The following is a 13,661-nucleotide window of genomic DNA, read 5'->3' on the forward strand; positions in this document are numbered from 1 at the left end:
ACATTCATCTATGATGTTACATAATAGGAGGAGTCACCTATGAGTGGGGAAGCATTATTTAAATCCATCGTTAGTGGTGAGAATCAATCCATATTAGGTGATATAGCTCGTTCCAGCTTGGGCTTTCTGAGTAAAGGTTACGAAAAGGCTGTATCTATACGAAACGCTCGATTTGATGCGGGAAAAGGGGTTACTAAAGTTACCGTTCCGGTTATCAGTGTTGGTAATATTACTGCTGGTGGTACAGGTAAAACCCCAATGGTGAGATTTATATGTGATGTGCTCACCCGAAAAGGATTCCATCCTACTGTGCTTAGTCGTGGCTATCGGGCTGAGGACAATAAGAAAAATATAATTATTTCTAAAGATGGTGCTATGTTGGTAGAGCCATTTATCAGTGGTGATGAAGCTTGGTTGTTGGCAAAAGTATTACAAAAGTCTAATGTGATTATCGGCCGTGAACGGGCCAAATCTGCACAAATTGCCATAGATGAGCTCGGTGCAGATTGTTTAGTTATGGATGACGGCTTTCAACATCGCGCATTAGCTCGAGATATTGATATCGTTCTTATTGATGCTTCTAACCCATTTGGTTATGACCATGTATTACCTCGTGGTTTATTACGAGAACCGCTTAGTGGCTTACATAGAGCTAGTATTATCGTTCTTACCAAGGTGGATCAAGTGGCACCAGGTGTTGTTTCAGGCATCCGTAAGCGTTTAGCTCATATGCTTCCCAATACACCTGTATATGAAACAATCCATAAGCCTCAATGTATGTATACATTAGATGAGTGGGCTAACGGAGAAAATGGTTCTCCAGTCGATACATATGAAAAGCATCGAATCATGGCGGTTAGTGGTATAGGGAACCCTCAATCCTTTACACAAACATTGACCGATATCGGATATAATGTGGTCCATACAATGCCATTTGGTGATCATCATAATTTCGAAAATGATGATGTTGTAGATATTTGGAAAGAAGCATTTGCGCATCAAGCAGATGCTATTTGTATCACTGAGAAGGATGCGGTGAAGCTGAGTCAATTGCATGCAATTGAAGACTTGAAAATACCGATTCTAGTGCTATCTATTGGAATTGAGTTCATCTCTGGAAAACAAGAATTCATAGAAAATTTAGAGATTTAGTGTATAATAATTAGATACACGAATAACAGAAATGGGGTTTTATTGTGAAGTTTGGATGCGTTATTCCTGCTCGTTATGGTTCTACAAGATTACCAGGGAAACCATTAGCGGATATTGCAGGTAAACCAATGATTGAACGGGTTTATGCAAGAGTGTCACAAGCGACAAAAACAGAGTGTACTATTGTTGCTACAGATGATGAACGTGTATATTCTGCAGTTCAAAACTTTGGAGGATCTGTTATGATGACAGACCCTAATCACCCTACAGGAACTGATCGATTAGCCGAGGTTGCTAATCATTATACAGACTTAGATGTCATTATTAATGTTCAAGGTGATGAACCTATGATTGAGCCAAAACTTATTGATGAATTGGCCCAACTTTTTGAAGAAGATCCAAACTTACAGATGGCAACTGTAGCCACTCCTTTATTGGAGGATGAATACGATGAACCATCAGCGGTAAAGGTTATTTTAAATAATCGCAATGATGCGATGTATTTTTCTAGATCCTTAATTCCCTATCCTCGTCATGATTTTGTACGTGCGCCGTTAAAACATATTGGTATCTATGCATATCGTAGAGATTTCTTATTAAACTATGCAAAGATGGAACCAACACCAGCGGAGCAAACCGAATCGTTAGAGCAATTACGCGCTCTCGAAAATGGCTATACTATTCGTGTTATTCTTACAGATAAACGATTTATCGGTGTAGACACACCGGAAGACTTAGCTCGTGTAAATGCAATTTACGAGCAAGAGGAGAAATAAATGAAAACAGTTCAAATTAAAGATATTACAGTCGGTGGCGGTAAAGGTCTTTTTGTCCTTGCGGGACCTTGTGTTATTGAAGATTATGACCGTACATTAGCTATTGGCAAACGAGCAAAAGAAATTTGTGAACGCTTAGGAGTTCCATATATCTTTAAAGCTTCTTTCGATAAGGCTAACCGTTCTAGCTATGGTTCTTTCCGTGGACCAGGTCTTGAGGAAGGTCTAAAAATCCTTGCTTCTATTAAAAAAGAACTCAATGTACCAGTTGTAAGTGATATTCACTCCATTGAACAAATCGAACCGGCTGCAGAAGTATTGGATGTTTTACAAATTCCAGCCTTCTTATGTCGTCAAACAGACCTTGTATATGGTGCAGCTAAAACTGGCAAATGCGTAAATGTGAAAAAAGGTCAATTTATGGCGCCTAAGGATATGGAAAATGTACTAAATAAAATGAAAGAAACAGGCAATGAAAATCTTATGCTTACAGAGCGTGGATTTAGCTTTGGCTATAACAATCTCGTTGTAGACATGAGATCCTTCCCAATTATGCGTTCTTTCGATTATCCAGTAGTATTTGATGCTACACATAGCGTTCAATTACCTGGTGGCGCAGGTACTAAATCTAGTGGTAATCGTGAATTTGTACCAAACTTGGCTCGTGCCGCTGTTGCAAGTGGTGTAGATGGTCTATTCTTTGAAGTACATGATAATCCAGAGGAAGCCTTATCCGATGGTCCAAACATGTTATACTTAGATAATTTTGAAGCTTTGCTACGAGATTTAGTAGCTATTGATAAAATCGTAAAAGGTTAGGGGCGGTATTTGTGACTATTTTAGAACAAGCAGCGCAGGTACTTCATGAGGAAGCACGTGCTATTGAGGAATTAAGTTCTCGTTTGGATCACAATTTTGTAAATGCTGTAAATATGATTTTGGCTTGTAAGGGTCGTGTAGTATGTACTGGTATGGGAAAATCTGGTCATATTGGTCGCAAAATTGCGGCTACTTTGGCTAGTACTGGTACACCGGCACTTTTCATGCATCCTGGTGAAGGTGTGCATGGCGATCTTGGTATGATTACAGAAGATGATGTAGTATTAGCTTTTTCCAATAGTGGTGAAACAGGCGAAATCATCAGTATCTTACCATCCTTACGTCGCATAGGTGCAAAATTAATTTGTGTTGTAGGTAAACCAGAATCTACATTAGCTAAGAATTCTGATATTGTATTGCTAGCTGAAGTAGAACGTGAAGCTTGTCCATTGGGGTTAGCGCCAACTACAAGTACTACTGTTGCTTTAGCATTAGGTGATGCCTTAGCAGTATGCTTATTAGAACGACATCACTTTACACCTGAAAACTTTGCTGTATTCCATCCAGGTGGTTCTCTTGGTCGAAAATTATTGTTGACCGTAGAAAATATTATGCATGGTGGTGAAGATAATCCTACGGTATTTAAAGGTGCAACAGTACGAGATGCACTCTTTGTAATGACCGAAAAAGGTTTAGGTGCTACTAATGTTATTGATGAAGAAGGTCACTTATTAGGCCTTGTTACCGATGGTGATGTGCGTCGAGGATTAGATTCTGGTAGTAATTTCTTAGAATGGCCTGTAGAGGATATGATGACCTCTATGCCTCGTACGATTACAAAGGACAAATTAGCGGCTGAAGCTCTTCATTTAATGGAGAAAAATCAACCACGCCCTATTACGGTGTTACCAGTTGTAGATACAGATAATAAATGTCTAGGCATTGTTCATATTACGGATTTATTGCGTAGAGGCATTGTATAATGAATATTCAATGGATTGTTCTTGATGTTGATGGCGTGCTATCTGATGGTACTCTAATCTATACATCAAGTGGGGAAGAGCTTAAGTCTTTCTCTGTAAAAGATGGTCTAGGATTAACGGCAGCTCGAAAAGTAGGTCTTAAGCTTGCCATCATCACAGCACGGATATCTCCTATGGTTGAGCGACGTGCTAAGGAACTTCATTTTGATGCATTGCTTATGGGGCATGCCAATAAGACAGAAGCATTAAGAACCCTTTGTAAAGAGCATCAAATCAATTTAGAAGAGATTGCTTACATGGGGGATGACCTAAATGATTTAGGGGCTCTTCAAATTGTAGGATTACCGATGGCACCCAATAATGCGGTACCAGAGGTCAAAGAATTAGCTAAATTTATATCTACTGTCAATGGAGGCCATGGTGCTGTTAGAGAGGCTGTAGAATATATCTTGAAAAATCAAGGTTTATGGGAAACTGTTGTAGCAGACTATGCACGAGAGGCCCATGCTCATGGACAATAAAGGAGGTGGGCAGAATGAATAACGAATGGCAATACCATTTAGTTAAAGGCATTAGCTGGCTCGTTTGCCGACTGCCGTATAAGCTCATTTTGCTCATAGGCGCTAGTTTAGGACCAGTATATGGGCTAATAGCGAAGAAGCAAAAACTTAGAGGTATAAAAAACATAAAGATTGGCATGAACATGAATGATCAAGAGGCAGAACAATTAATTGAAAAGTTGTTTAAAAATCTTGGCCGTAGTGTTATGGAAGTATTGTACATGCCAAACCTTACAAAATCCTTTATCGATAAACATATTGAAATGCGTGGTGTCGAATATTTAGAAGAAGCCATCGCAGAAGATAAAGGCGTTATTGTTCTTACTGGACATGTAGGCAATTGGGAATGGATGGGCGCTGCTATGGCGGCTCATGGATATCCATCTACCACAATTGTTAAAAAACAACCGAATGCTCAATTTACACGTCTCATGAATGAGTATCGTGAGATGGTAGGACTTGATGTATTTGCTAGTGGTGGCAACGAAATCGTTTCCGCTGCAAAGGCTTTAAAGAAGAAAAAACTGCTTGGCTTCTTAGCTGACCAAGATGGATATATACATGGTTTACCAGTTCCGTTTTTAGGTCAAGACTCCTCAGCGGTTATTGGGCCAGCTACATTTGCGAAAAAATTTGGTTCTCCCGTAGTTCCCATTTTTGCATCTCGCAAGGCTGAAGGTGGGCATATTGTTCACATTTTACCAGCATTGCATTATATTGACACTGGCGATGAAGATGCAGATATGTATCGCCTAACTGAGGAATGTGTACGCGTTACTGAAGACTTTATTCGCCAGCATCCAGATGAATGGCTTTGGTTCCAACATCGCTGGATGACTAAGATGGATCAAATTATTGATTATGATAAGAAGATAGCTGCACGGGAGAGGGCACATGAAAAATAATAAAAAATTAATTGCCATAGTGGCCGTTATAGTGTTGGCTCTAATTGGTCTTATCGTATATATTATGAAAGACTCTGGTGATGTGGGTACCACTCAAAATCAGAATGGTCAACTCGTTAATTTCCAAGGTGCTGACCTACAAGAGGAAAAGGATGGCAAATTAGTGTGGGCCTTATCAGCTGAAAAGATTGAATATGACCCACGGACAAAGGCCATCGTTTTGACTAATTTGAAGGGTCTTTTCTATCAAGATGATGTGACCACTACTATTACAGCTCCTCATGCTGTATTGACGGGGGACCGCAATTCTCTTGATATCGACCAAGGCGTTACAGCTACCAATACAGAAGGTGCAGAATTTAAAACAGAAGCCCTTCACTTTGATAACAAAACGAAAATGTTGACATCTAAGACGGCTTTTACTTATAACAGTAAGGATGTAACTATTACAGGCGATAAGCTTGAAGGTAATATGGCTTTGAAAATTATTAAAGCCATTGGCAACGCAAAATTAACGAAGAAGTAATTGAGGGGAAATATGATGAATAAGAAAAAACAGATTGGTATGGCTATTTTGGCTGTACTCATGACAGCATCTGTTACAGCTTGGGCTGCAAATGACCCATTGACTATTAGCGCTGATACGTTGTCTTATGATGGCAATACAGGTCGTGCTGATGCAACCGGTAATGTTGTTATTACTCAAGCTGATAAAACTATGACTGGTGCCAATGGTTGGTACAACACAAAAACTCAAGAAGCAAGTCTTGAAGGTGGTGTATCTTTGATTGGTTCTGATATGGCTATGTCTGCACAATCAGTGCACAGCTACAATAATAATAAATTTACTGCTAATGGCGGTGTTCATTTACAACGTAGTGATCGTCAAATTTTTGGCGATAAAGTTGAATATAATACAGATACAGAATATGGCCTTGTATCTGGCAATGCTCGTTTAATTGCAGAAGGTACTACATTAACAGGTAATCAAGTAGAAGGTTGGCTAAAAGAAATTCGCGCAGTAGCACAAGGGGATGTGACATTCTCTAATCCAGAACGAAATGTATCTGGTTCTGCAGAACGAGCTACCTATACACAAACACCAAATCAAAATGATGGAGTTGTACTCTTATCTGGCTCTGCTCATGCTGTTCAAAACGGTAATGTACTTAATGCACCAGAGCTTAAGATTCGCCTTGCTGATGATTCTGCTGAAACATTAGGTGGTCGTAGTACGCTTATCATTGTTCCAAATCAATAAGGATTAAATATGTATATAGAAACCAAAAACTTAGTCAAAACCTTTAACGGGCGCAACGTAGTAGACGGGGTTAGTCTACGCGTTGATAAGGGGCAAGTCGTTGGGCTCCTAGGTCCTAATGGGGCAGGGAAAACTACATCATTCTATATGATTGTTGGCATTGAACGACCTAGTTCAGGTATCATTACCGTTGATGGCAAGGATATTACGAATATTCCAATGTATAAACGCGCTGCTGAAGGTATTGGGTATCTTCCGCAAGAAGCATCAATTTTTCGCTCTATGACTGTTGAGGATAATATTCGAGCAATGTTACAGACAACATCGAAGAAATCTGATGAAATTGAAGCTATAGTGGAATCCCTCATTGAAGAATTTCATATTGGTCATGTTCGGGATCGTATGGGGATGCAGCTATCTGGTGGTGAACGCCGTCGTGTAGAAATCGCTCGTTGTCTTGCGTTAGAACCGAATTTTATTCTTCTCGATGAACCTTTTGCTGGCGTCGACCCTATCGCGGTTGCTGACATTCAACAAATCATTTTGCATGTAAAAAATCGCGGTATTGGTATCTTGATTACAGATCACAATGTGCGTGAAACATTGGGGATTGTAGATAAGGCTTATATTTTAAGTAGTGGTAAGATCCTCCTAGAAGGCACCCCTGAAGAAATTGCAAACGACCCAATCGCTCGTGAGCATTACTTAGGGGATAACTTTAGATTATAGGAGGGGACTATGAGATTATTAGATAAATATATATTAAAAGCCTTTGTAGGTCCGTTCCTATTTGGGGTATTTGCTTTTACCAGTATTTTTATTGGCACAGGCACATTGTTTAGAATTGCTCAATATATTACTGAATATGGGGCACCGCTTGTGCTTGTTATGAAAGCTTTTGTGTTGGCCTTGCCAAGTATTGTTATCTTAACATTCCCGATGTCAGTATTATTGGCTTCTCTTATGACCTTTAGTCGCTTGAGTAGTACTAGTGAGATTGTTGTTATGCGTGCCGGTGGTCTTAGCTTTTTACGCTTAGCGATGCCTGTATACATTATTGCCCTTATCATCTCAATTGGGGCTGTCGCATTTAATGAATTTGTTGTACCACGTACAAATAATATGTATCAAACGATTGTGCGCGAGCAGATTATGAAAAATGCGTCTCCTCAAACACAAAATCATATCGTTTTGAAAACAATGAATGGTAATGATTTAGGTACATTGATGTATGCTAAGAGCTATAATGCTGAAACTAAACAGTTATCTATGATTACGGTGCAACAGTTTGGAGAAGGTGGAAAACTACAACAAGTTGAAAATGCGGATACTGCTATCTGGAATGGTCAATATTGGGTGATGCAAAATGGTATCATTTATGATATTTCCGCTGGCGATGGTGTAGAACGTACAATGAAGTTCAAGGAGCAATCCTTGCCAATTAAGTCTGCACCAAAGGATATTCAACAAGATCAACGTAAACCAGAAGAATTAACAATCAAAGAATTACGTCATCAAATTAAAGCGTATAAGGCGGCTTATACGAATGCCAATAAACTAGAAATGGAAATGTATCAACGTTTTACAATTCCATTAGCTAGCTTTGTATTTGCTCTTGTAGGTGCTCCATTAGGTCTTCAAAAGCAACGTTCTAGCTCATCGATTGGTTTTGGTATCAGTATTTTAATCATCTTTATTTATTATGGAGTGATGACATTTGCTGGTGCATTAGGTAAAGGTGGTGCATTGCCAACCGTATTTGCTGCATTAATTCCAGATACATTAGGCATTATTGCTGGCCTATACTTAAATTGGCGTGTATCTAAGTAACCTGATATATAAATAAATTTGATTTAAGAAATAGCATATTTTCGCATCCAATAATTGTGTAATCTTATGAAAGGAGGGACTCGATGTTAGTAGGTGTTAAAATATTAGTTATTATCGCCCTTATGGGTGGACTTATTGCCTACATGGGGGATAAGTTAGGCACCAAAGTTGGTAAGCGTCGCATGTCCCTCTTTGGATTAAGGCCTAAGCATACATCGATTATTGTTACTATCGTAACGGGATTGTTAGTTGCTGCTGCTACAGTAGGTGTATTAACTATTACATCTCAAAGCGTACGAACAGCGCTCTTTGGGATGGATCAGTTACGAGCAGATATGAAGCAACTTAATGATGAGGTAGCTGCTAAGACGCAAGAGCTTATTCGAGGACAAGCATTGCTTGAGCAAAATAAGCAAGAATTAGCAGAACGAATGGCTGAAATAGAGCAAATTCGTAAAGAGGTTGATGCAACTAAGGCTGAGTTGGCTAGTGCACAAGCGGCTAAAGATGCGACTGAAGCTGAGTTAGCTACACTTCAAGCTTCATATGATGAAGTATCTAAAAAATTAGCTGATTTAGAGGCTACAAGAGCCAAGATGGAAGCTCATATTAAGGATTTACAGACAACGCAGGAACAGTTGCAAAATGGCATTATTCATTTGCGTGAAGGTACAATTCTTTTCCAAGTTGATCAATTATTGGCTCAAGCTGTTGTTCGACCTGGTTTAAGTGAAGAAGATAGCCATGTAGCCATCAAAAATATTATTGATGATACAAATAAATTGGTATTACGTCGTCTTGGTATAGAAGATCAAGGTCAGGCTGTTGTGTATGTAGATCGTCAAAATATTGAGGTAGCTACACAAAAGCTTAATAGTGCAAAGACTCCAATGGTGGTTCAAGTGGTTGCTGCTGGAAATATTATTGCTGGTGAACCAGCGGTAGCAGTTATTCAAGTTTACCCACAACAATTTATTTATAAAAATGGAGAAGTAATCTATTCTGCTGTAATGGATGGTGGCCCTAACGCTCAATCTGCTATGCTTCAATTCTTAAAGCAAGTAAATGAAAAGGCAAGAGAGAAAGGGATTATTCCGGATTCCTTATCTGGTGATATCGGAACGATACCAGGGGATGATTTGTTTACTGCTATTCGTCGTATTGCTACAATGCATGGCAAGGTTCATGTGGAAGCGTATGTTGATGGTGATACATATTCATCTGGTCCTGTACATCTTAAATTACGTATTACTCAAATGCCTGTTTTTAATGATAAGGCTAAAATGCCAGCTTATTAAATTGAATAGTATTTTGGTTTATATACTTTAAACGAAGGTCTTATGTAAATTTTTACATAAGACCTTCGTTTTGTGTTAAAATATAAATGCTGTATTAGAAATGAGGATAGTAATATGACTGATACTACGTACATTTTGGCTGTAGATCCAGGCAATGAAAAAACAGGTGTAGCAATTGTAACACCTTCTGGTACTATGGTATGTCGTAAAATTATTATGACAAAACAGTTCAATGGTGAAATTGAACGTATATTAACTGAATATTATGGTGTTGTTCATATGGTATGTGGAAATGGTACAAATCATAAATATTTATATCCATCTCTCCAACAAATTGGACGAAATCACAGAATTACTACTAGTTTAATTGATGAATCGCATAGTACTGAGGAGGCTCGAAAATTATATTGGCAATATAATTCACCTACAGGGTGGCGTAAGATTATCCCTACGTCTATGCAATTTCCACCAGAGCCTGTAGATGATTTGACTGCTTTTGTTATTGGTTTACGTTATACAAAACAGTTAAACCAAACTGCTAATGATATACAAAATAATATGATGGACTCTAGTGAGTTGGAAGAAAAGAGACTACATGCTATGGAGCAGTTGTACGGTAAAGGAGAAGTGCATGAAAAATGAAGCTTCAACGCATAAGTGGTCAAATTTTATTATGCGTTGCTTAATGATGATCTTAGGGGCTCTAATTTATACTATAGGCTTAGATTTATTTTTAGTACCGAATAGTATCATCGATGGTGGTGTAGTTGGTATTTCCTTGATGGCTGCAGAGCTTTCAGGAATTTCTTTTAGTATTTTCGTCGTACTCTTTAACTTGCCTTTCTTATATATTGGCTATAGAGCTAACGGCAAAAACTTTACTTTCTCTACACTATTTTCTATCGTATGGATGGCAATTTTCTCTACCTTTGCTCATGATTTTACACCTATCACAACAGATCCATTCTTAGGTTCTATCTTTGGTGGTATCATTTTAGGTATTGGGGTAGGCCTCATTATACGTAATGGTGGTTCTTTAGATGGCTCTGAAATTGTGGCAATCATCTTTGATAGACGTTCCACCTTCTCCGTTGGTGAAATCGTAATGGCCATGAATCTCATTATTCTCGGTGCCGCAGGTTTTGTATATAGTTGGAATAGTGCTATGTATTCCTTAATCGCTTATTTTATTGCTTATAAGATGATCGATATTACAATTACAGGCCTTGATGAATCTAAAGGGGTAATGATTATTACAGATGCAGAGAACTCTAAGAATCTTGCAGATGCATTAAATGCGAACCTCAATCGTGGTGTTACAATTATGTATGGTGAAGGGGGCTATTTAAAGCAACCTAAGCATGTTTTATATTCTGTAGTAACAAGACTTGAAATTATGAGGTTAAAAAATACTGTTTATGAAGTAGATCCATCGGCATTTATTACTATTCAAGATGTACATGATGTATTCGGTGGTAGATTTACAAAAAATGGTCATTAAGGGGTTAATATGAGTAATAAAATAGTAAAAGAAATATTAGATTGGATTTATGCTATTGTACTAGCGTTGATTATTGCTATGGTTATCCATATTTTCTTGATTCAACCAACACGTGTATCTGGTGAATCAATGGAGGATACATTACACAATGGTCAATATTTAATCGTAACGAAGTGGCATCATATTATGAATGAAATGCCAAATTATGGACAAATTGTAATCATTGATAGTCGTGTTAATCGTGCACGTACTTGGTTAGATGATGTTGAAGAACCATTGATGAACTATGCGTCGGTATTTAATAAAGCGGCACAAACAAATGATGTTTGGGTAAAACGCGTGATTGGCCTTCCTGGTGATGTATTGGAATTTAAAGATGGTCATGTATGGCGAAATGGTGAACAATTACAAGAACCATATACTAAAGATACAATAATGAATTATACACGATCTACACCTGTTACAGTTCCTGAAGGGCATGTATTTGTGATGGGAGATAACAGAAATCATTCAAGTGATAGTCGTTTTATTGGGCCTGTCCCAGTTGATCATGTGCTTGGGTTTGTATCCTATGCAATTTAATGCTTCTAAAAGCCTCTCTATAGTAGTAATTACTGTAGAGAGGCTTTTTGTATTTAAATAAGGGGGTATTTATAGCTTAATATTATTAATGACATATTTAAGCGAAAATATATGATGAATGGCATTGATAAGGTTATTACTAATAGAAATTAGAAAGACAAAATAAAGATATTAATAATAGAAAAGTGGAATATAATTATATTTCAGTCTGATATATTAGCGTTATATATTAAATAATGTGAAATTTATTATTTTTAGTAATTCAGAGTTATAGATTTATCATCTAAAATATATGAATTTTAGATAAATAAAATGAAATTGTACAAAATTTAATTTTGAGAAATACAGGAGAAATCTATGTTTATATGTTTATTTTTATTCATGAAAGAAATTTCATCAAATTTAGTTGTATAAAATGCTTTACAAAAAATTTGGACGGTGATATATTCTAATCACAGTAAGGCACCACTAATAAAGAGGTGAGGCTGTGATAGAAAATATAGTCGAGGAAACGTGGACACTCCTAATATATCTTTCATAGTTATACCACTTATACAGTGAATGTCTTCTGATAATATAAATTCTTATTTATAAGAAAGAAGGAATTCATTATGAAAAAACAATTTGCAACAATTTTTGCAGCAACAGCAGTATTAGGTGTAACAACAGCATTCGCTGCTAACCCATTCTCCGATGTAACTCCAGATAGCTGGGCATACCAAGCTGTATCCCAATTAGCACAATCTGGTATCGTTAATGGTTACCCAGACGGCACTTTCAAAGGCCAAAACAATATCACTCGTTATGAAATGGCTCAAATGGTAGCTAAAGCAATGGCTAACCAAGATCGTGCTAATGCAGAACAACAAGCAATGATTAATCGCTTGGCTGACGAGTTCTCCAATGAGTTGAACAGCTTAGGCGTTCGCGTATCTCGTTTGGAAGACCGTGTAGGTAATGTAAAAGTAACTGGTGATGCTCGTATCCGTTACCAAGGTTCTGAAGATAAAGGCGTTTACAAAAATAACAGTAAATCCTTAACAGATGGCCGTGCACGTGTTCAATTCAACGGTAAAGTAAATGATAAAACTGAAGCTGTTGTTCGTGTAAAAGGTAATTACGAATTCGGTGATTCTACAAAAGGTGCTGATGCAACAATTGATCGTGCTTATGTAGATCACAAATTTGGTAATAGAGTATCTGCTAAAGGTGGTCGTTTCCAACAAACAATTGGTGGCGGTTTAATGTACGATGATACATTTGATGGTGCTCAATTGAACGTAGGTAATGACAAAGTTCAAGTACAAGGTGCTTATGGTTACATGATGGCCGGTGCTGCTGATGGTAACTCCAAATCCGATAACCCTTCCGTAGCTTATGTAGGTGTTAAAGGTAAAGTTGGTCAAGAATCCACAGTTGGTGGTTTCTACTCTAAATTATCTAGCGGTAACTTGAACCATAACGGTTCCACAGTAAGCTCTGATGGCCAAGACGTATACGGATTCAATGCAGACTTCCGTAAAGATAAAGTTTGGGTTGGTGGTGAATGGTTAAAAGCTTCCAACGTAAATGATTCCCAAGCTTGGACAGCTGGTGTTGGTTATGGTAACTACGACATCGCTAAAAAAGGTACATGGGATGTGAAAGGTCAATACTTCAACCAAAAAGCTAACGCTCCAATCGTAAGCTCCACTTGGGATCAAGCATATGACTTAACAAATACATCTAATGGTTACAAAGGTTATATGGCTAGCGTAAACTACGCAGTACAAGATAACGTAGGTTTATCTGCAGGTTATGGTTTCAACTCTAAAGACCAAAAAGGTAATGATCTTTCCGATTTCTACCGTGCAGAATTAAACTACAAATTCTAATTCCCTCACAACAAAAAAAAGACTTCTTCGGAAGTCTTTTTTTGTTGTATATAAAGAGATGATATTTTCTTTTGTATATAATAGTATATATATAGTAAAATAAATCTATATATAGTAAAA

Annotated in this window: 15 protein-coding genes; all 15 read left to right on the plus strand. The window is 37.7% G+C overall.

What is annotated here, in order from left to right; genetic code table 11:
• Window positions 1-39: 39 nt before the first annotated feature.
• The 15 genes from lpxK to VCHSUH03_RS08930 all read left to right on the plus strand — a co-directional run bounded on the left by lpxK (window position 40) and on the right by VCHSUH03_RS08930 (window position 13,541).
• Entirely contained in the window at window positions 40-1,152 is a 1,113-nt protein-coding gene (gene lpxK / locus VCHSUH03_RS08860; RefSeq protein WP_105094765.1) for a tetraacyldisaccharide 4'-kinase, read from the plus strand.
• 44 nt (window positions 1,153-1,196) lie between these two features.
• On the plus strand, window positions 1,197-1,928 hold the full coding sequence (gene kdsB, locus VCHSUH03_RS08865; protein WP_105094766.1) for a 3-deoxy-manno-octulosonate cytidylyltransferase: 732 nt from the start codon (window positions 1,197-1,199) through the stop codon (window positions 1,926-1,928).
• Window positions 1,929-2,747: a 3-deoxy-8-phosphooctulonate synthase gene (kdsA, locus tag VCHSUH03_RS08870; RefSeq protein WP_024065882.1), complete on the plus strand. Its 819-nt coding sequence runs from the start codon at window positions 1,929-1,931 to the stop codon at window positions 2,745-2,747.
• Between the two features lie 11 nt (window positions 2,748-2,758).
• Window positions 2,759-3,730 carry a KpsF/GutQ family sugar-phosphate isomerase gene (locus tag VCHSUH03_RS08875; protein WP_060924938.1) on the plus strand — a complete coding sequence of 324 codons (972 nt, stop codon included), beginning with the start codon at window positions 2,759-2,761 and terminating at the stop codon, window positions 3,728-3,730.
• Entirely contained in the window at window positions 3,730-4,251 is a 522-nt protein-coding gene (locus VCHSUH03_RS08880; RefSeq protein WP_105086193.1) for a KdsC family phosphatase, read from the plus strand. Before VCHSUH03_RS08875 ends, VCHSUH03_RS08880 begins: the two co-directional genes overlap by 1 nt.
• 14 nt (window positions 4,252-4,265) lie before the next feature.
• Window positions 4,266-5,195, plus strand: coding sequence for a lysophospholipid acyltransferase family protein (locus VCHSUH03_RS08885; RefSeq protein WP_105086194.1), 930 nt, complete (start codon window positions 4,266-4,268; stop codon window positions 5,193-5,195).
• Window positions 5,185-5,721, plus strand: a complete 537-nt coding sequence (gene lptC, locus VCHSUH03_RS08890; protein ID WP_105094767.1) for an LPS export ABC transporter periplasmic protein LptC — start codon at window positions 5,185-5,187, stop codon at window positions 5,719-5,721. The genes VCHSUH03_RS08885 and lptC overlap by 11 nt, the downstream gene beginning before the upstream one ends.
• Before the next feature lie 12 nt (window positions 5,722-5,733).
• Window positions 5,734-6,456 carry an LptA/OstA family protein gene (locus VCHSUH03_RS08895; protein ID WP_105086196.1) on the plus strand — a complete coding sequence of 241 codons (723 nt, stop codon included), beginning with the start codon at window positions 5,734-5,736 and terminating at the stop codon, window positions 6,454-6,456.
• 9 nt (window positions 6,457-6,465) lie between these two features.
• Entirely contained in the window at window positions 6,466-7,185 is a 720-nt protein-coding gene (gene lptB, locus VCHSUH03_RS08900; RefSeq protein WP_105086197.1) for an LPS export ABC transporter ATP-binding protein, read from the plus strand.
• Between the two features lie 9 nt (window positions 7,186-7,194).
• Window positions 7,195-8,286, plus strand: a complete 1,092-nt coding sequence (locus tag VCHSUH03_RS08905) for an LptF/LptG family permease (protein WP_105086198.1) — start codon at window positions 7,195-7,197, stop codon at window positions 8,284-8,286.
• 83 nt (window positions 8,287-8,369) lie between these two features.
• Window positions 8,370-9,584 carry a DUF3084 domain-containing protein gene (locus VCHSUH03_RS08910; RefSeq protein WP_105086199.1) on the plus strand — a complete coding sequence of 405 codons (1,215 nt, stop codon included), beginning with the start codon at window positions 8,370-8,372 and terminating at the stop codon, window positions 9,582-9,584.
• 114 nt (window positions 9,585-9,698) lie between these two features.
• Complete coding sequence (locus tag VCHSUH03_RS08915; protein WP_105086200.1) at window positions 9,699-10,226, plus strand: RuvC family protein; 528 nt, start codon at window positions 9,699-9,701, stop codon at window positions 10,224-10,226.
• The gene (locus VCHSUH03_RS08920; protein ID WP_105090307.1) at window positions 10,216-11,085 is read left to right on the plus strand and encodes a YitT family protein; all 870 of its coding nucleotides are present in this window, start codon (window positions 10,216-10,218) and stop codon (window positions 11,083-11,085) included. The genes VCHSUH03_RS08915 and VCHSUH03_RS08920 overlap by 11 nt, the downstream gene beginning before the upstream one ends.
• Window positions 11,086-11,094: 9 nt before the next feature.
• Window positions 11,095-11,667 (plus strand): signal peptidase I, encoded by a 573-nt coding sequence (gene lepB, locus VCHSUH03_RS08925; protein WP_105094768.1) that lies wholly within the window; start codon window positions 11,095-11,097, stop codon window positions 11,665-11,667.
• A 611-nt stretch (window positions 11,668-12,278) separates the two neighbouring features.
• Window positions 12,279-13,541 (plus strand): S-layer homology domain-containing protein, encoded by a 1,263-nt coding sequence (locus VCHSUH03_RS08930; RefSeq protein WP_105094769.1) that lies wholly within the window; start codon window positions 12,279-12,281, stop codon window positions 13,539-13,541.
• Window positions 13,542-13,661: the final 120 nt, after the last annotated feature.

The sequence above is a fragment of the Veillonella infantium genome (genome assembly GCF_002959895.1).
Classification (GTDB): domain Bacteria; phylum Bacillota; class Negativicutes; order Veillonellales; family Veillonellaceae; genus Veillonella; species Veillonella infantium.

Bases quoted from the DNA above. Each gene is read 5' to 3' on its own strand.
- VCHSUH03_RS08895 (WP_105086196.1), top strand. From the start codon at position 5,734: ATGATGAATAAGAAAAAACAGATTGGTATGGCTATTTTGGCTGTACTC.
- lptB (WP_105086197.1), top strand. From the start codon at position 6,466: ATGTATATAGAAACCAAAAACTTAGTCAAAACCTTTAACGGGCGCAAC.
- kdsA (WP_024065882.1), top strand. From the start codon at position 1,929: ATGAAAACAGTTCAAATTAAAGATATTACAGTCGGTGGCGGTAAAGGT.
- VCHSUH03_RS08885 (WP_105086194.1), top strand. From the start codon at position 4,266: ATGAATAACGAATGGCAATACCATTTAGTTAAAGGCATTAGCTGGCTC.
- VCHSUH03_RS08915 (WP_105086200.1), top strand. From the start codon at position 9,699: ATGACTGATACTACGTACATTTTGGCTGTAGATCCAGGCAATGAAAAA.
- VCHSUH03_RS08905 (WP_105086198.1), top strand. From the start codon at position 7,195: ATGAGATTATTAGATAAATATATATTAAAAGCCTTTGTAGGTCCGTTC.
- lpxK (WP_105094765.1), top strand. From the start codon at position 40: ATGAGTGGGGAAGCATTATTTAAATCCATCGTTAGTGGTGAGAATCAA.
- VCHSUH03_RS08920 (WP_105090307.1), top strand. From the start codon at position 10,216: ATGAAAAATGAAGCTTCAACGCATAAGTGGTCAAATTTTATTATGCGT.
- VCHSUH03_RS08880 (WP_105086193.1), top strand. From the start codon at position 3,730: ATGAATATTCAATGGATTGTTCTTGATGTTGATGGCGTGCTATCTGAT.
- lptC (WP_105094767.1), top strand. From the start codon at position 5,185: ATGAAAAATAATAAAAAATTAATTGCCATAGTGGCCGTTATAGTGTTG.
- VCHSUH03_RS08930 (WP_105094769.1), top strand. From the start codon at position 12,279: ATGAAAAAACAATTTGCAACAATTTTTGCAGCAACAGCAGTATTAGGT.
- VCHSUH03_RS08910 (WP_105086199.1), top strand. From the start codon at position 8,370: ATGTTAGTAGGTGTTAAAATATTAGTTATTATCGCCCTTATGGGTGGA.
- lepB (WP_105094768.1), top strand. From the start codon at position 11,095: ATGAGTAATAAAATAGTAAAAGAAATATTAGATTGGATTTATGCTATT.